The following is a 20,122-nucleotide window of genomic DNA, read 5'->3' on the forward strand; positions in this document are numbered from 1 at the left end:
TATGAAATTAGAATTATCTGCTCAACAAAAAGAAAATCAAGCTGAATTTAAAGCTTTTGTTAATAAGGAAATATGTCCTGATGCTGGCGAATGGGATAGGAAAGAATTTACCCCGCCAGAACTAGTTAAAAAAATAGCTGAACGTGGTTTTCTTGGTGCCATATTACCCCAAGAATATGGTGGTCAAGGAATGGACATGATTACCTATGGTATTCTCAACGAAGAAATTGGACGGGGATGTTCTTCTGTGCGGAGTTTGCTGACAGTTCACAACATGGTTTCTCATGCTTTATGTAAATGGGGTAATAAATCTCAAAAACAGTATTGGCTGCCCAAATTTGCATCTGGAGAAATTATCGCTGCTTTTGCATTAAGCGAACCTAATGTAGGTAGCGATGCAAAAAGTGTAGAAACAAGAGCAACGCTTGCAGGCGATGCTTATGTCTTAAATGGACAAAAGAGATGGATTACCTATGGACAAATAGCAGATGTCTTTTTAGTCTTTGCTAAATGCGAGGGAAAACCCACTGCTTTTTTAGTTGCAAAAAATACACCAGGATTTTCAGTCAAAGCAATGTCTGGCATTTTAGGTGTTAGAGCTTCAATGTCAGCAGAATTGCAATTTAATAACTGTCAAATTCCTCAAGAGAATTTAGTAGGTAAATTAGGTTTTGGATTTTCCTACATTGCCTCTACTGCGCTTGATTATGGTAGATATAGCGTGGCATCGGGTTGTGTAGGTATTGCTCAAGCTTGTTTAGAAGCTTGTATCAAGTATACAAATGAACGAAAACAGTTTGGCGTTTACCTTAAAGAACATCAATTAATCCGCCAAATGATTACTCAGATGATAACTAATGTGAAAGCAGCAAGGCTATTATGTTATCAAGCTGGTTATCTCAAAGATATTAACGATCCAAACTCGATTACAGAAACTTCTATTGCTAAGTACTTTGCATCCACAGTAGCTACTAAAATAGCAAATGATGCCGTACAAATTCATGGTGGCAATGGTTGTAGTAGTGAGTACCCAGTTGAGAGGTATCTCCGAGACTCTAAAATTATGGAAATCATTGAAGGTAGTACTCAAATTCAAGAAATTACTATCGCCGAGTCAGGTCATCAAGATTATCTTTTTGCAACTGTTACTACTGGCTTGAAAAAAAAATTAGCCGAGAGAATTTAATATATGATTAGTACTAAAGAACAAGAATTAAATAGCAAACAAAAAGATAAAAAATTTATTAAGTGTGTCGTTTGGGATTTAGATAATACCCTATGGCACGGAGTTTTGCTCGAAAATGATAAAGTTTACCTGCGAGAAAATATAGTAAATATTATTCATACTTTAGATAATCGTGGTATCCTACAATCTATAGCGAGTAAGAACGATCGTGCTACAGCAATAGCTAAATTAGAAGAATTTGGTTTCAAAAAGTATTTTTTATATTCACAAATAAATTGGAATTCTAAAGCTGCTTCTCTCAAAGAAGTTGCTCGTTTACTTAACATTGGTCTGGATGCGATCGCATTTATCGACGATCAATTATTTGAACTAGAAGAAGTAAAATTTACCTTACCAGAAATCCTGTGTATTAACGCAGATGAAATAGGAAATATTTTAGATATGCCAGTCATGAATCCCCGTTTTATTACGGAAGATTCACAAATTAGAAGGTTAATGTATATTAGTGATATTGAGCGTCAAAATGCAGAAAAAGAATTTGTTGGTACAGGAGATGAATTTTTAGCTACTCTCAATATGAATTTCACTATATCTTCTGCTCAAGAAGAAGATTTGCAGCGTGCAGAAGAGTTAACACTAAGAACAAACCAATTGAACACAACTGGTTATACTTACTCTTACGACGAACTCAATTATTTTCGTCAATCAGAAAACCATAAACTGCTGATTGCAAGTCTGGAAGATAAGTATGGAAGCTATGGGAAAATAGGCTTGGTTCTAATCGAATGTCAGCCTAAGTCATGGATAATTAAGCTTTTGCTGATGTCTTGTCGCGTCATGTCCAGGGGAATTGGCACAATTATGTTGAATCATGTCATGAGTCTAGCTCAAAGCAATAATGTCCGTCTTCTAGCAGAGTTTGTACCAAACGATCGCAACAGAATGATGTATATATCTTATAAATTTGCAGGTTTTAAAGAAATTGATAAGAATGGCAATTCAGTTATTTTTGAGAATGATTTAACTCGAATTCAGACTGTTCCTGCGTATGTAAAATTTCAAGTAACTAATTAAATTACTAATCTTAAAAAGTTAAGTAAATCAAGTATTAATATTGATTTAAAACCTTGAACTTAGTAAAAATAAGAGAGATGAAAATAAATGAACAAAAATACCGAGCGTGAAACAACTTATGAATTAATGGAAGGAATTGCTATTGTTGGTATGGCAGGGTGTTTTCCTGGAGCCATCAGTATAGAATCTTTTTGGCAAAATTTGCAAGATGGCGTAGAATCCTTATCTTTATTTACAGATGAAGAGTTAATAGCTGCTGGTGTATCTCCAGCGTTTGTTAATGATAGTAATTATGTTAAAGTTGGTGGCGTTTTAGAAAATATTGATTTATTTGATGCTGCATTCTTTGATCTGAATCCGAAAGAGGCTGAAGTAACAGATCCTCAACATCGCCTGTTTTTGGAATGCGCTTGGTCGGCTTTGGAAAATGCTGGTTACGACTCAACTAAGTGTGAAAGCAGAATTGGTGTTTATGCTGGTGCTAGCTTAAATAATTATTTATCCTTTGATTTGAATAATGACCAATTAGGGTCAGCGCAATCATACCAAAAGTTGATTGGAAATGATAAAGGGTTTCTCTCTACGCGGGTTTCTTATAAATTAAATCTAACTGGCCCAAGTATTACTGTTCAAACAGCTTGTTCTACATCATTAGTTGCTACTACCCTGGCGTGCCAAAGTTTGCAGAATTATCAATGCGATATGGCTTTGGCGGGAGGAGTTTCTATCCGGTTACCGCAAAAAACTGGTTATTTGTATGAACCAGGAGGGCCACTATCACCTGATGGTCATTGTCATGCTTTTGATGCGAAAGCACAGGGAACAACTGTTGGTAACGGTGTCGGGATAGTTGTTCTCAAGCGAGTCAGAGATGCGATCGCAGATGGCGATTGCATATATGCTGTGATTAAAGGTGCGGCAATTAACAACGACGGTTCGATGAAAGTGGGCTACACAGCACCTAGCGTCGATGGTCAAGCAGAAGCGATCGCTGAAGCCGTAATGTTAGCAGAGGTAGAACCGGAGACAATCAGCTATATTGAAGCTCACGGTAGCGGTACAGCTTTGGGCGATCCAATTGAAATTGCTGCACTGACTAAAGTTTTTTGTGCCAGTACCGAGAAAAAGAATTTCTGCGCCATTGGTTCAGTCAAGACGAATATTGGTCATTTAGATGCCGCCGCCGGAGTTGCAGGATTAATCAAAACAGCTCTGGCTCTAAAGCATCAGCTAATTCCGCCAAGCTTAAACTTTGAACAGCCTAATCCTCAAATTGATTTTGCCAATAGTCCTTTTTACGTCAATACCAAGTTAACGGCATGGAAAACAGGCTCGACTCCCCGCCGTGCCGGTGTTAGCTCTTTAGGAATGGGCGGAACCAATACCCACATAGTTCTAGAAGAAGCCCCAACACTTCCAGCTTCTAGTGCTTCCCGTCCTTGGCAATTGTTAGTACTCTCTGCAAAAACTGAGTCTGCGTTAGAAACTGCCACGCAGAATCTAAGCCAACATTTGATGCTACATCCCGATCTGAACCTTGCAGATGTAGCTTATACCTTGCAAGTGGGGCGTAGAGACTTTAATTATCGGCAAATATTAGTTTGCTCCGATGCCCAAGATGCGATTAAGACATTGAATCAGCCAGCCTCAAAACGAGTTATAACTCCATTTCAAGAGTCAGGAACTCGCTCCGTTGCTTTCATTTTTCCTGGACGAGGTGCGCTGTATACAGATATGGGCAAAGAACTCTACGAAACTGAGCCGATGTTCCGCAAGCAGGTAGAAAAGTGCTGCCTCATATTAAAACCACATCTAGAGTTAGATTTGCGATCGGTAATTTATCCCAGCGAATCTGAACAGGAAATCGCAGTAGAAAAATTCCAACAAACTTGCTTTGCTCAAAGTGCCCTGTTTGTTATCGAATATGCTTTAGCTCAATTGTGGATATCCTGGGGTATTTCTCCTCAAGCAATGATTGGGCAGGGTATTGGTGAATATGTCGCTGCTACTTTAGCCGGAGTTTTTTCTCTAGAAGATGCCCTCGCATTAGTGGCGAATGAGTCTTCCACGGAGTTTTTAGGAAAAGTCCGACTCAATCCTCCAAAAATTCCATTTATATCCAATGTTAGTGGAACTTGGATTACTCAAACTGAAGCAATAAACCCTAACTATTGGACACAAATACAGCAATCTATACATTTTAATGAAGGAATTGCAGAGTTACTTAAAGACAATCAGCGAATTCTACTCGAAGTTGGTTATGGAGATTTAAGTACTGAAGTGCTGACCTCAATACCTCATCCTCGCCAGCAACATTCAGATGTAGCATTTTTACTTAACACCTTGGGTCGTCTGTGGATGTTGGGAATTAAGATAGATTGGTCAGGTATTTACGCCAACGAACGCCGTCATCGCCTCCCTTTACCAACCTATCCCTTTGAGCGTCAGAGTTACTGGATTGAGTCAACAGCCTCCCAGAAATCGTTAGATCAAAATTCACCGAGTCATCCCGTTGAAAATCGACGTTATTCTATTGAGCTAGACTCCTTATCTACTTCTGAAACAGCATCACAGCAATCATTAGATAAAAAGCCAAATATCGCTGACTGGTTTTATATTCCAGTATGGAAACAATCCATACCAATTGAGTTTTTCCAAGAAGAACCGACAAAACAAAAGTTGCGTTGCTTAGTCTTTTTGGATAACTACGGAGTGGGAACTGAATTTGCCCAACGACTGGAACAACACAGTCAAGATATCATCAGCGTGCGAGTGGGTGAACAGTATAGCAAGCTCGATGAACGGATGTATGTCATCAATCCGCAACAACCAGATGACTACGATACGTTGCTTCAAGAGCTTCAAAAGCAGGATTTTAAGCCAAATGCGATCGCTCATTTTTGGAGCGTTACGCCAAATGATATTTTACTCAAGAAAGAGTTAGAATTACTTGAAGATTACCAGCATCTCGGTTTCTATAGTCTGCTATTTTTAGCACAATCAATAGGAAAACAAGATATTTGGGATTCCCTGAAGCTGATGGTCGTAACTAGTAATATACATGATGTCATCGGCGATGAAAATTTATGCCCACAGAAGGCTACGGTATTAGGGCCATGCAAGGTAATTCCCAAGGAATATCGAAATATCAATTGCAGTAGTGTTGATTTAGTCATGCATTCTGCTCAAACTTCTTTATCTAACAAAATCATAGATAATTTGGTAGCAGAATTCACACTACAACAGACTAATGAAATAGTTGCCTACCGTGGATCTCACCGTTGGATTCAAACCTTTGAACCACTCCCATTAGATGACCAAATTGCAGGCAAAAATAAGTTAAAACAAGGTGGAGTTTACTTAATTACTGGTGGACTTGGAGGCATCGGTTTAGTATTAGCAGAACATCTAGCAAAGACACTAAAGGCTAAGTTAATCCTCGTCGGACGAGGGGGGCTACCTGAACGCCGTGAGTGGGAACAATGGCTAGAAACTCATGATAGCCAAGATTCTATCAGTCGGAAGATACAGAAAGTGCGATCGCTTGAGCAATTGGGAGCGGAGGTTGAAGTTAAAACTGCCGATGTAACTAATTCTGAACAGATGCAGATAGTAATTGCTCAAGCATTACAAAAATTCGGTCAAATTAATGGTGTAATCCATGCGGCTGGTATTGCTGCTGGTGGTGTTACCCAACTCAAGACGCGGGATATAGCCAGCAATGTCTTAGCAGCAAAAGTCAAAGGCACATTAATATTAGAAGATGTTTTCAAGAATATAAATCTGGATTTCTTTGTGCTTTGTTCATCTAAAACTTCTATTTTGGGTGAATTTGGACAAATAGATTATTGTGCAGCTAATGCCTTTCTCGATGCTTATGCTCACCGTCACCCTTCCAAATCCAATCGATTCACAGTATCAATCAGTTGGGATACTTGGCAAGAAGTTGGCTTTGCAGTAGAAACTGTATTACCAGATAGCATTAAACAAGAGCGTGCAGAAATTATCAAAAAAGGTATATTATCTCAAGAAGGTGTCGATGCTTTTAATCGCATTTTGGGAAGTAAGCTGCCTCATATTGTTGTTTCAACCCAAGATTTACCAGCTTTAATTAAGCAAAACAATTCTCCCCAGTATTTACAAGAACAATTAACGCTTTTGGATTCAAAATTATCTACAGTTAATCTTTCCAAAGTAAAACATCCTCGCCCGAATTTAGGTAATGATTACATTGCTCCCGAAAACGAAATCGAGCAAATGCTGGCTGATATTTGGCAAGAAATTCTGGGAATTGACAAGATAGGTATCCACGACAACTTTTTTGAGTTGGGGGGAAATTCTATCAACACAATTCAAATTGCTGCCAAAGCTAACCAAGCAGGTTTAAAGTTAACATCTCAACAGTTTTTTCATTACCAGACAATTGCTGATTTAGCAATAAATTTGTGTATTACTGAAACTATCGAAAGCGAAGATAATTTAGAGGTAAAAGAGTTATATCTTACACCGATTCAGCATCAGTTACTTGAACAAAATCAGCCCGATATACACCATTGTAACCAGTCTTTACTGCTGGAAATGCAGCAAGCGTGCGATCGCAATTTATTAGAGCAGGCTTTACAACATTTAATTGAACATCATGATGTATTTCGCCTGCGTTTTATCCAAAAAGAATCTGTTTGGCAGCAAATTTATGCTAATTCTAATGGTAGTATTGAATTTAAACGTGTAGATTTATCGGCACTACCAGAAATTGAACGAAAACTTGCTATTGAATCTGTAGCTGCGGAACTAGAAACAAGTTTGAACTTATTTGAGGGGCCACTTGTACGGTTTGCCTTATTTGACTTAATACCACAGCAAACTAGTTACTTGCTAATTATCATTCACCACCTAGCAGTTGATACTGTCTCTTGGCAAATTTTGCTAGAAGACTTGCAAACAGCTTATCAGCAAATCATTCAAGGTCAGACGATACATTTGCCATCTTGTACTATTTCATATATGCAGTGGGCACAATACCTACATGAATATGCTGAATCTTCAGAAATAATCCCAGAACGGGATTATTGGCTGGGAGAAATGCAAAAGCCATTTAGCCACTTACCCGTTGACTATTCAACAGGTGACAATACAGTAGTTAATGTAGATATAGTATCCGTCTGTCTCAATAAAAAAGAGACAAAAACTTTATTAGAAGAGATACACAAAGCCTATAATACTCAAATTGATGAAGTGTTACTCACAGCTTTAGTGCAAGCTTTTGCAACATGGACAGGAGAACAAAGATTGTGGGTAGATATCAGAGGTAATGGTCGAAAGGCAATCTTTAAAGATGTAAATTTATCTCGTACAGTTGGTTTATTTACAACTTGCTTTCCAGTTATTTTGGATATTACCAAATCTTCTGATAGAGGAGATTCATTAATAACAATAAAAGAATATTTACGTAGTATTCACAATAGTGGGATTAGTTATGGTGTACTAAATTACTTAAGCAATAAGCAGGATAAGCAATCAGAACTGCAAGGCTTTCCCAAAACCGAAGTGAGTTTCAATTACTTCGGAGAATATGACCAAATAGTTTCAGAATTGTCTTTATTTGGTTTAGCAAATCAATCTCAACGTATCAATTACAGCACATCTAAGAATCTAATTTATTTGTTAGAGATTAATGCAATTGTTCTTAACAAAGAATTGCAATTCTCTTGGAAGTATAGTCAAGCTATTCACCGCCGAGAAACAATTAAGAAATTGGCTGATGATTTTATAAAAGCACTGCGCTCTCTGATGATTGACTGTCAATCTGTAGAAGCAGAAAGATATACACCATCTGACTTCCCTAGAGCCAAATTGAACCAACAGCAATTGGATAATTTACTATTAAAAATTAACCAAAAGAGGTAGAAAATAGCCAAATGAGCACAAAAACTATTGAAGATATATACGAACTGACACCTGTACAAAAGGGGATGCTTTTCCACTGTTTGTTTGATAGTGAATTGTCCTTATATTTTTTCCAGCATATCTTTACTGTGCATGGCAATCTTAATATAGAGGCGTTTGAAAAAGCTTGGCAACTTGTAATGGCTCGACATCCCATTTTACGGACTGGGTTTTATTGGGAAGAAATTGAGAATCCACTACAAATTGTCTACAAGCAAGTCGAAGTGCCCTTAAATTATTATGACTGGTCTAATATAAATTCAGTTGAACAAAAGGTGCAACTTGACTCTTTTATTGTCAGCGATCGCCAAAAAAGTTTTGACTTCTCCCAGCCGTGTTTGATGCGTCATACTTTAATTCGCTTTACTGATAACAAGTATCTATATATTTGGAGTTTTAACCACATCATTATCGATGGTTGGGGTGGTTCGCTAGTATTCCAAGAGTTTGTGGAAACTTATGGAATGATTTGTCAGAATAAAGAAATTTGTTTAGCACCTACTCGCCCTTTTAGGGACTACATTGATTGGTTACAGCAACAGGATATATCAAAAGCCAAAATTTTTTGGCGACAAGCATTACAGGGTATCAAAGCACCAACTCCTTTAACTTATATAGAAAAAATAGAAAAAATTGACCAATCATCTATACAGAAAATAAGGTATAGTGAAGAAATAATTCAGCTATCATCAACTAGTACACAGGCGCTACAGTTTTTTGCTACAAAACATCGTCTCACCTTTGCTACCATAATCAATGGTATTTGGGCAATTCTCCTCAGTCGCTATACTTGTTCCAACAATATATTGTATGGCTGCACTGTTAGCGGAAGACCCGCAGATTTGCATGGTGTGGAATCAATGGTTGGTATGTTTGTTAATACCTTGCCCATCCATGTCAATATAGATACTGAACAGCTTATTTTATCATGGCTACAACGTTTTCAGCTGCAATTAGTTGAGGTACGCGACTATGAATACACTCCATTAACAGAAATTCATCGCTGGAGTGAAGTTCCACAAAAATTAACTTTGTTTGAAAGTATTGTGGTAGTTGAGAACTTTCCAGTCAGTGAATTTATTCGAGATTGGAAGGGGAATATGGAATTTCAGCATACAGAGCTGTATTACCGAAATAACTATCCTCTAAATTTAGTTGTATACCCTAATAAAGAGTTATTAATAGCCATTTCCTATGATTCTAGAAGATTTGAAACTGCTACGATCGCTGAAATACTCAAAGATATTGAAATGCTGCTGCAAGGGTTGATAACTAATCCTAATTTTAAAATTCAAGATTTACCGTTACTGACACCAGAACAGCAGCAGATCGCTTTAATGTTAGAAAAGGAAGTATCATTTAATTGGGCTTTTGCTTCATGTAATTAAAACTATTCTATCTTTAATCATTGATCTGTCCACCCTGTTTCCGGGTTGTTTAATTATAAGAGACTCTTTTAAGTCAGTGATTGAATATCAAATTAAACTAAAATACTAATATTTATAACTCGGTAATGGTGACAAGGGGAAAATATGAGTATAGATTTACGTAAAAATAACTTATTCTCTCAAAAAATTTATTGGCTAAATAAGTTATCAAAAGAACTCCCAGAAACAAATCTGATTCTGGACTATATAAGACCTTCACTTTCTAGTACGAGAAATAAGTTTTTTAACTTTGAATTATCACATGATTTATCTCAAAAAATCATTAATCTAGCTAAAGGTTCTGATTTTTCAACGTACTTGATACTTGTATCTGCATTGAATATATTGCTGCCAAAATACACTCGAAACAATGATGTTATTATCGGAATGCCGATATATGAGAGAATTAGCACAGGTTGCGTAAATAGCAAAGTTATTCCCTTACGTACTCAAGTAATACCTCAACTTTCATTCAAGGATTTTTTGTTTCAAGTCCAAGATGCAATTATCGGTGCTTACAGCCATCAAAACTATCATTTAGATGAATTAATTCAGTTATTAAAAATACCAACAATTCCAAGTCGTTGTCCAATTTTTGATATAGTAGTTCTATTAGAAAATATTCATATTAAAAATGATTTAAATCATCTGAAGAATGACATCACATTTTCTTTTTTAATTAACGGTGATATGATTAGTGCCAATATAGAGTACAGCGAATATCTTTTTAAAGAGCAAAATATAAAATTGATGAGTAGATATTATACTAATGTTATTGAAAGTATTATCAACGATGTTGACACTAAAATATCAGATATTATTTTATTGAAAGACACCGATAAACATCAGTTATTGAAACAATATAATAACAATGCTAAAGAATACCCAGTTAATAAAACAATAAATAAATTATTTGAACAGCAGGTATTTCAAACTCCAAGCAATGTAGCTGTTATTCATAAAAAAACACAATTAACATATAAAGAGTTAAATGAAAAAGCTAATCAACTAGCCGGATTATTGAGGAAACTAGGAGTTTGCAAAGGAGAATTTGTAGGCATTTTTAAAGAACGCGATATCAATTTCCTGATTGCTATCCTGGCGATATACAAGGCAGGTGGTGCATATGTGCCTGTTGATAGTACTTATCCACCAAATCGAATTAAATATATGCTATCTAATAGCAAAGTAAAATTTATATTAACAGATTTTTCACTATTTCATCTACTCACAGATTTAGTAGAAGATAGTTCGCAATTACCATCTATTATTTGTTTAGATGAAATTGTTCCAGATCATAAGCTATTTACTAATCAAGCAGGCTTGAAGATATATAAAAAGTTTGATTTTGGGGACTTACCTAATGACAATGTAGAACATATTAATGATGCTTTTGACCCGGCTTACATGCTCTATACCTCCGGTTCTACAGGACTACCTAAGGGAGCAATAGTTAGACATGATGGTGCAGTTAATCATATTTATGCCCAATTTGATGAGTTGGAGTTAACAGAGGAATTTTGTTTTCTCCAAAGCGCCCCTTCTTCCACAGATATTTCTGTCTGGCAGTTTTTGGCACCACTTTTAATTGGTGGGAAGACGGTAATAGTAGATATTGAAACTGTTGCGATTCCTAAACAATTATTTCTTGTACTGAAATCATCAAAAATTACAGTTGTTGAATTAGTACCAGCATTATTTGGCGGCTTACTTGAATATACTTCACAGCTACCTATTCTCGAAAGAGAATTACCAGATTTGAAATGGATGATGGTTGTTGGAGAACCAGTATCGGTCAGTTGGGTAAATAAGTGGCTTGAGATTTATCCAGAAATCAAAATTGTTAATGCTTACGGTCCTACTGAAGCTGCTGATGATATCACTCAGTTTATCGTTGATAAGCCTTTTGATGAAAACCAACGCACAGTTCCAATTGGTAAACCATTAGCAAACTTAAATCTCTACATTCTGGATGAAGAGATGAAATTATTACCCATTGGCGCTCCTGGAGAGATTTGCGTATCGGGAATTGGTGTGGGCGATGGCTACTGGAAGAATGAAGAAAAAACCAAATTAAGCTTTGTGACGAACCCGTTTACAGAAGCAAGGAAGAACTTACCACCAAATCGCAGAGATTTAATTTATAAAACTGGAGATTTAGGAAGATGGCTGGCTGATGGGAATATTGAATTCCTCGGACGTATTGACCATCAGGTAAAAATTCGTGGCTTCCGGGTTGAACTTGGAGAAATTGAGACATTTTTGGGTCAGCACCCAAATATACGTGAAAATATTGTGGTGGCCGATCGGGAGGAACCAGATAACCTTCAATTAGTTGCTTATGTAGTTGTGAAGACAGAACCAGTTCCTACTATTAGTGAATTGCGTGGTTTCTTAAGAAAAAAGCTACCTGACCACATGTTACCTTCTGCCTTTGTGATCCTAGAAAGCCTACCACTAGCACCTAGCGGTAAAGTAGACCGTAAAGCTCTGCCCAAACCAGATAATCTTCGCCCGGAATTGGAAACTACTTATGTTAAACCACGAAATGAGGTAGAACGCTTAATTGTTGATACATGGCAGAAAATACTTAAAGTTGAAAAAGTAGGTATCCAAGACAATTTCTTTGACCTTGGTGGACATTCTCTAAATGTGTTTCAGGTACATAGCAAACTGCGCGAACTTTTGAAAGTGGATTTAGCTATAACTGACCTTTTTAAATATCCGACTATAAGCTCCTTATCAAATTATTTCAGTCAAAAAGATAATAGTGATGAAGTATTTGCTTCTGAAACTAATCAAATCAGTGAAAAGCTGGGAGCTGGTAAAGCTAGATTAAAGCAAAGTTTTGTCAGAAAAAAACAGCAAATTATTTAAATAACTCTAGGTAAATTATCTTAAAAGGATGAAAAAAATGGATAGTTCAGGAGATAATTTAAGTAATAAAACGGGCTTAGAAATAGCTGTTATTGGGATGAATGGCTATTTCCCAAAAGCTCAAAATATAGAGCAATTTTGGCAAAATCTTCGAGACGGAGTAGAGTCAATACAATTTTTCACCGATCGAGAACTAAAAGATTTAGGTGTAGATCCTGCTGACCTGACAAACCCTTATTATGTCAAGGCAGAGGGTGTAGTTGAAGATATAGATTTGTTTGATGCTTCATTCTTCGGTATAAATCCTAGAGAAGCTGAAACTATGGACCCCGGACTCCGTTTGTTTTTGGAATATGCATGGACAGCACTTGAAGATGCTGGCTATAGTTCTGAAGCTTACAATAAGCCGATTGGAGTTTTCACTGGTTTTGGTTTTGGCGGTTATCTACCTAATATTTATTCAAATCCAGATATTGTAAACTCTGTTGGTCAATACCAAATAGAGAAAGGAATCTCTCCAGCTTCCATTACACTTGCTTCTTACAAGTTAAACTTGCAGGGACCAAGTTATGCAGTTCAAACCACCTGCTCAAGTTCATTAGTTGCTTTACATTTAGCCTGTCAAAGTTTGCTAAGTGGCGAGTGTGATGTTGCCTTGGTTGGAGGAGTCTCAATATCAGAAGCAGTTGGTTATGTATATCAGGAAGGAGGAACTTCATCTCCTGATGGACATTGCCGTGCTTTTGATGCAAAGGCGAAGGGATGTCCGAGAGGAAGGGGTCTGGGTATTGTAGTTTTAAAACTTTTAGAAGAAGCGATCGCAGATGGAGACTGCATACATACAGTTATAAAAGGTTCCGCTATTAATAATGATGGATCAGACAAAGTTAGCTACACTGCACCCAGTATTCATGGTCAGGCAACAGTGATTAGAGCGGCTCAGATTATGGCTGAGGTTGAACCCGAAACAATTACCTATATAGAAGCTCATGGAACTGGAACTGCTCTAGGCGACCCGGTTGAAATTGCAGCCTTGACACAAGCTTTTCAGACCAAAACTCAGAAAAAGGGCTTTTGTGCGATCGGTTCTTTGAAAACCAACATTGGACATTTGGACGAAGCTGCTGGAATTGCAAGTATAATCAAAACCGTTTTAGCCCTCAAGCATAAACAGATACCACCTAGCTTAAACTTTGAAGAACCATCACCCCAGATAGATTTTGCTAACAGTCCTTTTTACGTCAACAACACATTGTCTGAGTGGAAAACCAACGGTACTCCTCGTCGTGCTGGAGTTAGTGCTTTTGGTTTTGGCGGGACAAATGCCCATGTGATTCTGGAAGAAGCTCCGATAATTAAACCTTCTAGTCCTTCTCGTACTTGGCAGTTATTATTACTTTCAACTAAGACAAGTACAGCACTGGAAACTGCTACAGAAAATCTGGCTAATTACCTACAAAAAAATCCAGATTTAAACCTCGCTGATGTTGCTCATACTTTGCAAGTGGGTCGATGGACTTTGAACCATCGCCGAATGGTAGTTTGCCAAAACCAACAAGATGCAATAAAAGCACTGCAAGACCCTCAAAGAGCTTTCACCTATTATCAAGAGCCTTGTAATCGCTCTGTAGTGTTTATGTTTTCTGGACAAGGCACGCAGTATGTAAATATGGCTCGAGAATTATACGAGAGCGAAACCGTATTTAGAGAGCAAGTTGATTACTGCTGCGAACTGCTCAAACCTCACTTGGAAGTAGACTTGCGTACAGTCCTCTATCCCAATGAAGAAAAAGCGTTAACAGCAGCACAAAAGTTGCAGCAAACAGCAATTACTCAACCAGCGCTGTTTGTGATTGAATACGCTCTAGCCAAGTTATGGATGGCGTGGGGCGTGCGTCCTGAGACTATGATTGGTCACGGTGTAGGAGAGTATGTAGCTGCCACTGTAGCTGGAGTTTTCTCTTTGGAAGATGCCTTGGGAATAGTGGCGAATCGAGGAAAACTCATGCAGCAGTTACCTGGTGGTGCTATGCTCTCGGTTCAGCTTTCAGAACAAGAAGTACAACAACTGCTAGAAAAGCAAATTTCTCTAGCTGCGAGTAATGCACCTTCTTCCTGCGTGGTGTCTGGTTCGACAGAAGCGATAGACCAATTCCAACAGCAGCTACAACAAATAGGTGTAAACTGTAGGCGCTTGCATACGAACCACGCCTTTCATTCTCAAATGATGGAACCCATCATTGAGACTTTCACCCGATCGTTACAAAAAGTAAAACTCAATCCCCCAAAAATTCCATTTGTGTCTAATGTCAGCGGAACTTGGATAACCGCAGACGAAGCAACAGATCCTAACTATTGGGTTAGGCATTTAAGGCAACCAGTGCGTTTTAGCGAAGGGGTAAAAGAGTTACTCAAACAGCCAGAACGAATACTGTTGGAGGTTAGCCCAGGACAAACTTTAAGTAATTTGGCTAAACAACATCAAACAGATGAACTGATAGCACTAACCTCTATACGGCATCCTCAAGAGCAACAATCAGATGTCGCATTTTTACTTAACACCTTGGGTAAACTTTGGGTAGTAGGGGTTCAAATTGATTGGTCTGGTTTTTATCTAGATGAGAAGCGTCATCGCGTACCCTTACCTACTTATCCTTTTGAGCGCCAGCGTTACTGGCTTGAGGTAAATCGAAATGTACCTCTGGCAACGATTTGGCAAAAAACCTTAGACCTAGACGAGAAGCCAGATATTGCTGACTGGTTCTACATTCCTCGCTGGAAACAATCTACACCGCTTGAGCTTTTCCAAAAGGAAAAACTGGTAGAACAAAAGTCATGTTGGTTAGTTTTTGTCGATACCTATGGAGTCGGAGTCGGAATTGCAGAAAGACTCAAACAACAAAGTCAGGATGTAATTACCGTCAAGGTCGCAGATGATTTTGCGAAACTCAGTGACTGTACATATGCAATTAATCCCCAACAAAGAGATGACTATGATGCCTTGCTGCAAGCACTACAAGAGCAAAATCGAATTCCACAAGCGATCGCCCATTTATGGAGCGTTACTCCTAACGATACTTTACCCAATCAAGAGCTAGAGCAACAGACACAACATCAGTTTTTTGAAGATTGTCAAAATCTTGGTTTTTACAGTCTGCTGTTTCTAACACAAGCCTTGGCAGAGCAGAATATAATTGAGCCAATCAAGCTAGTGGTTGTCACCAATAATGTATATGATGTAACTGGCAGCGAGAATTTATGCCCTGAGAAGGCAACTATATTAGGACCATGCAAGGTAATTCCCCAGGAATATCCAAACATTACCTGTTGTTGTTTTGATGTGGTGCTTCCAGAATATGAAACTAAGCCATCACATAAAACGGCTAAATTAATAGATTATTTGCTTGCAGAAATTGTAGCACAGCCAACTGAAAATGTTGTTGCCTACCGTAGTCATCATCGCTGGATTCAAACATATGAGCCTATCCGCTTAGATGAAAGTATTGTTGGTAGAAAGAGGTTGAGGAAAGAGGGAGTTTACCTAATCACTGGTGGACTAGGTGGTGTTGGTTTAGTATTGGCAGAATATTTAGCTCAGACTGTGCAGGCGAAATTGATTCTGCTTGGAAGAAAGGGTCTTCCCGAAAAAGACCAGTGGCAAGAATGGCTAGCAACTCACGATCAGCAGGATAGTATTAGCCGCAAGATTCGCAAAGTGCAAGCCCTATTGGCTTTGGGTGCTGAGGTTTTGGTCATCAGTGCCGATGTCGCAAATGAACAACAAATGCACAATGCAATTGCGATCGCCACTCAAAAATTTGGTGGAATTAATGGTGTCATCCATGCCGCAGGAAATGCCGAAGATGTACATTGCACTATTATGGAAACTTCCAAACCGGAAGCACAATCGCAATTTCACCCCAAAGTTTATGGACTATTTGTCTTAGAAAAAGTCCTGCAAGGGCAAGAGCTAGATTTTTGTCAATTAACATCGTCGTTAGCATCTGTGTTGGGAGGTCTAGGATTTATCTCCTATTCCGCAGCAAACATTTTTATGGATGCTTTTGTTCATAACTACAACAAAACTAACTCTTTCCCTTGGAGTAGTTTTAACTGGGATGATTGGGTAACTGAAGAGGAACAGCAAAATACAAGTGTTCTAGACACCTTGTATAAATATGGTATGAGATCGAAGACTGCTAGTATAGATGCATTTGAACGTCTATTATCGATGTGTGGATTTCCTCAAATTGTTGTCTCCACTGGAGATTTACAAGCTAGAGTTGAGGAATGGATAAAGCTTGAATCTTTGCGAACTAAAGAATTATCAAATAACGAAAATTTATTTTCAAAACACCAAAGACCAAACCTGGGCATAGAATATATTGCACCTAGAAATGAAGTGGAAGAAACAGTTGCTAATATTTGGCAGGAAATTCTAGGTATCGAATGCATAGGTATCGATGACAACTTTTTTGAATTGGGAGGAAATTCCATAAATGCTATTCAAATTGCTGCCAAAGCTAACAAAACAGGCTTAAAGTTAACACCTAAGCAGTTTTTTGAACACCAGACGATTGCAGAATTAGTCACAGATTTAGGCATTACTCAAACTATCCAACCTGAACATAATTTAGGAACAAAAGAGTTATATCTCACACCTATTCAACATTGGTTCTTTGCCCAAAATCAGCCCAATCCACATAATTGCAACCAGTCTTTGTTACTGGAAATGCAGAAAGGATGTAACCACGATTTGTTAGAGCAGGCTTTACAGCATTTAATTGAATATCATGACGTATTTCGCCTGCGTTTTATCCAAAAAGAATCTGGTTGGCAACAAATTTATGCTAGTTCTAATGATAATATTGAATTGAAACGAGTAGATTTGTCGGCAATACCAGAAATTGAGCGAAAACTTGCTATTGAGTCTGTAGCTGCGGAACTAGAGGCAAGTTTGAACTTATTTGAGGGCCCGCTTGTACGGTTTGCCTTCTTTGACTTAGTGCCACAACAAACTAGCTACCTGCTAATTATCATTCATCACCTAGCAGTTGATAGTCTCTCTTGGCAAATCTTACTAGAAGATTTGCAAACAGCTTATCAGCAAATTAGTCAAAGCAAGGCGATACATTTGCCAGATTATACTACCTCATATATGCAGTGGACACAATGTCTACAGGGGTATGCTAAATCTTCAGAAATGATGCGAGAGCAGGACTATTGGCTCCAAGAAATACAAAAACCATTTAGCCGCTTACCCGTTGATTATTTAACAGGTGATAATACAGTAGATAATGCAGATATAGTATCAGTTTGTCTAAATAAACAAGAAACAAAAACTATACTAGAAGAGATACACAAAGCCTATAATACTCAAATCAACGATGTGTTACTCACAGCTTTGGTGCAAGCTTTTGCAACATGGACAGGAGAACAAACATTGTGGGTAGATATCAGAGGTAATGGTCGAGAAAAAACCTTCAAAGATGTAAATCTTTCTCGTACAATTGGTTCGTTTATAACTTGTTTTCCAGTTATTTTGGATACAAGAGAACTTGATGAATCGGGAACTTCATTAATAGCAATAAAAGAATATTTACGTGGTATTCCCCATAGTGGGATTGGTTACAGTCTACTAGAATACTTGAGCAGTGAGCAGGAGATACAATCGAAACTGCGAGTTCTTCCTCAGACGGAAGTGAGTTTTAATTACTTAGGTCAATATGACCAGATAATTTCAAATACGTCTTTATTTTGTCTACCCCAAGAATCGAAAGGACTCAACTACAGTAAACCTGCCAACAGAATTTATTTACTAGAGCTTAATGGAATTGTGGTTCAAGAACAATTGCAATTGCATTGGACGTACAGTAAGGCTATTCACCGCCGAGAAACAATTGAAAAATTGGCTGATGGTTTTATAAAAGCACTACGCTCCCTGATTATTCACTGTCAGTCTATTGAAACAGCAATTTATACACCTTCCGACTTTCCAAAAGCTAACTTGAGCAAACAAAAATTGGATCAGTTTTTAGCAAAAATTACCCAAAAAAGTCAGGAAAACACAAATGAAAGCAGAAAATATTGAAGATATATACGAACTTACACCTCTACAAAAGGGCGTTCTCTTCCACAGTTTATATGAAAATGAATCGCAGCTATATTTTTTTCAGCAAGTCTATAGTGCGCCTAATCTTAACATAGATGTGTTTGAAAAGGCTTGGCAAATTTTAGTGAATCGACACACCATTTTACGTACTGGGTTTTATTGGGAAGAGATTGAAAATCCCCTACAAGTTGTATACAAACAAGTAAAACTACCTTTAAATCAGTATGACTGGCGTAATCTGGAGCGAGTTGAACAAGAAAATCAATTAGAATCGTTTATTGACAGCGATCGCAAATTATATTTCGACCTGTCGCAAGCGTGTCTAATGCGTCTAACTTTAATTCGCCTTACTGATGACTACTACCAATTTATTTGGAGCAATCACTTCATTATCGTAGATGGTTGGAGCGATTCACTAATACTTCAGGAGTTTGTGCAAATTTATGAGGCACTTTCTAATAATAAAGAAATACCCTTAGCGCCTACTCGCCCTTTTAGAGACTACGTTGACTGGTTGCAGCAACAGGACATATCTAGAACCGAAATTTTTTGGCGACAAGCATTACAGGGTGTTAAAACACCTACTCCTCTTACTTACATAGAAAAAATTGGCCAATCGCCTACTCAGGAAGAACGGTACGATGAGGAAATAATTAAACTATCATCAACAACTACACAGGCAATAGAATCCTTCGCAATACAACATCGTCTCACCCTCGCAACCATACTTAACGGGATCTGGGCTATTCTCCTCGGCCGCTATAGCAGATGCAACGATATACTATATGGCTGTACTGTTACTGGACGCCCGGTAGATTTGGATGGAGTAGAGTCAATAGCTGGTGTATTTGTTAATACTTTGCCAATCTATGTGAAGATAGATATTGAACAGCCTTTATTATCATGGCTACAGCATTTACAGACTCAACTGGTTGAAACACGTGACTATGAATATACTCCATTGACAGAAATTCATGGATGGAGTGAAGTACCACGAAACTTAACTTTATTTGAAAGTTATGTGGTGCTTGAAAACTTTCCAATCAGTCAATTTGTAAAAAACTGGGGTACGAATTTAGAAATTAAACATAATAAAGTGTATTACAGAAGTAACTATCCTCTGAATTTAGTTGTATACCCAGATGAAGAGTTATTAATAGCTTTTTCTTATGATTCTAAAAGATTTGAGATTGATACTATTGCTGGAATACTCAAAGATATTGAAATGCTCTTACAACAGTTAATAATTAATCCTAATTTACAAATAAAAAACTTACCATTTTTGACACCAAAACAGCAACTAATTACTTCGATTTTAGAGAAAGAAGCATCAGGTGTGGAGGTTTTTCAAATTTAGTTAGCTACACAAGGTTTGTAGAACTTATGCCTTAAAACTAAATGTTATTGTGTTCCTTTTTACATACACTGACTGCAAAAATTGCAGGGGTAAGTTTTATCGATACCTAAATTAAAATGATACCAAAGCAGAAAAGGTTAGAC

General features: G+C 37.7%; 7 protein-coding genes. All 7 read left to right on the forward strand.

The genetic code is table 11. The features are described from left to right. The first annotated feature begins 1 nt into the window (after position 1). Complete coding sequence (locus tag V7K41_RS30965) at positions 2 to 1,186, forward strand: acyl-CoA dehydrogenase family protein (RefSeq protein ID WP_334854334.1); 1,185 nt, start codon at positions 2 to 4, stop codon at positions 1,184 to 1,186. A 3-nt stretch (positions 1,187 to 1,189) separates the two neighbouring features. Next, a complete protein-coding gene (locus V7K41_RS30970) occupies positions 1,190 to 2,260 on the forward strand; it encodes an HAD-IIIC family phosphatase (RefSeq protein WP_334854335.1) in 1,071 nt (356 codons plus the stop codon). A gap of 87 nt (positions 2,261 to 2,347) precedes the next feature. After that, positions 2,348 to 8,167 carry a type I polyketide synthase gene (locus tag V7K41_RS30975; RefSeq protein WP_334854336.1) on the forward strand — a complete coding sequence of 1,940 codons (5,820 nt, stop codon included), beginning with the start codon at positions 2,348 to 2,350 and terminating at the stop codon, positions 8,165 to 8,167. A gap of 11 nt (positions 8,168 to 8,178) precedes the next feature. Then, positions 8,179 to 9,594 carry a condensation domain-containing protein gene (locus V7K41_RS30980; RefSeq protein WP_334854337.1) on the forward strand — a complete coding sequence of 472 codons (1,416 nt, stop codon included), beginning with the start codon at positions 8,179 to 8,181 and terminating at the stop codon, positions 9,592 to 9,594. A gap of 144 nt (positions 9,595 to 9,738) precedes the next feature. Next, positions 9,739 to 12,510: a non-ribosomal peptide synthetase gene (locus tag V7K41_RS30985; RefSeq protein ID WP_334854338.1), complete on the forward strand. Its 2,772-nt coding sequence runs from the start codon at positions 9,739 to 9,741 to the stop codon at positions 12,508 to 12,510. Positions 12,511 to 12,547: 37 nt separating this feature from the next. Then, on the forward strand, positions 12,548 to 18,601 hold the full coding sequence (locus V7K41_RS30990; RefSeq protein ID WP_334854339.1) for an SDR family oxidoreductase: 6,054 nt from the start codon (positions 12,548 to 12,550) through the stop codon (positions 18,599 to 18,601). Then, the gene (locus V7K41_RS30995) at positions 18,582 to 19,979 is read left to right on the forward strand and encodes a condensation domain-containing protein (RefSeq protein WP_334854340.1); all 1,398 of its coding nucleotides are present in this window, start codon (positions 18,582 to 18,584) and stop codon (positions 19,977 to 19,979) included. Before V7K41_RS30990 ends, V7K41_RS30995 begins: the two co-directional genes overlap by 20 nt. Positions 19,980 to 20,122: the final 143 nt, after the last annotated feature.

This window comes from Nostoc sp., from assembly GCF_036917415.1.
Lineage (GTDB): Bacteria > Cyanobacteriota > Cyanobacteriia > Cyanobacteriales > Nostocaceae > Nostoc.

Excerpts from the sequence above, each read along its gene's own strand:
- V7K41_RS30990 (WP_334854339.1), top strand. The coding sequence starts at position 12,548 with ATGGATAGTTCAGGAGATAATTTAAGTAATAAAACGGGCTTAGAAATA.
- V7K41_RS30985 (WP_334854338.1), top strand. The coding sequence starts at position 9,739 with ATGAGTATAGATTTACGTAAAAATAACTTATTCTCTCAAAAAATTTAT.
- V7K41_RS30965 (WP_334854334.1), top strand. The coding sequence starts at position 2 with ATGAAATTAGAATTATCTGCTCAACAAAAAGAAAATCAAGCTGAATTT.
- V7K41_RS30975 (WP_334854336.1), top strand. The coding sequence starts at position 2,348 with ATGAACAAAAATACCGAGCGTGAAACAACTTATGAATTAATGGAAGGA.
- V7K41_RS30995 (WP_334854340.1), top strand. The coding sequence starts at position 18,582 with ATGAAAGCAGAAAATATTGAAGATATATACGAACTTACACCTCTACAA.
- V7K41_RS30970 (WP_334854335.1), top strand. The coding sequence starts at position 1,190 with ATGATTAGTACTAAAGAACAAGAATTAAATAGCAAACAAAAAGATAAA.
- V7K41_RS30980 (WP_334854337.1), top strand. The coding sequence starts at position 8,179 with ATGAGCACAAAAACTATTGAAGATATATACGAACTGACACCTGTACAA.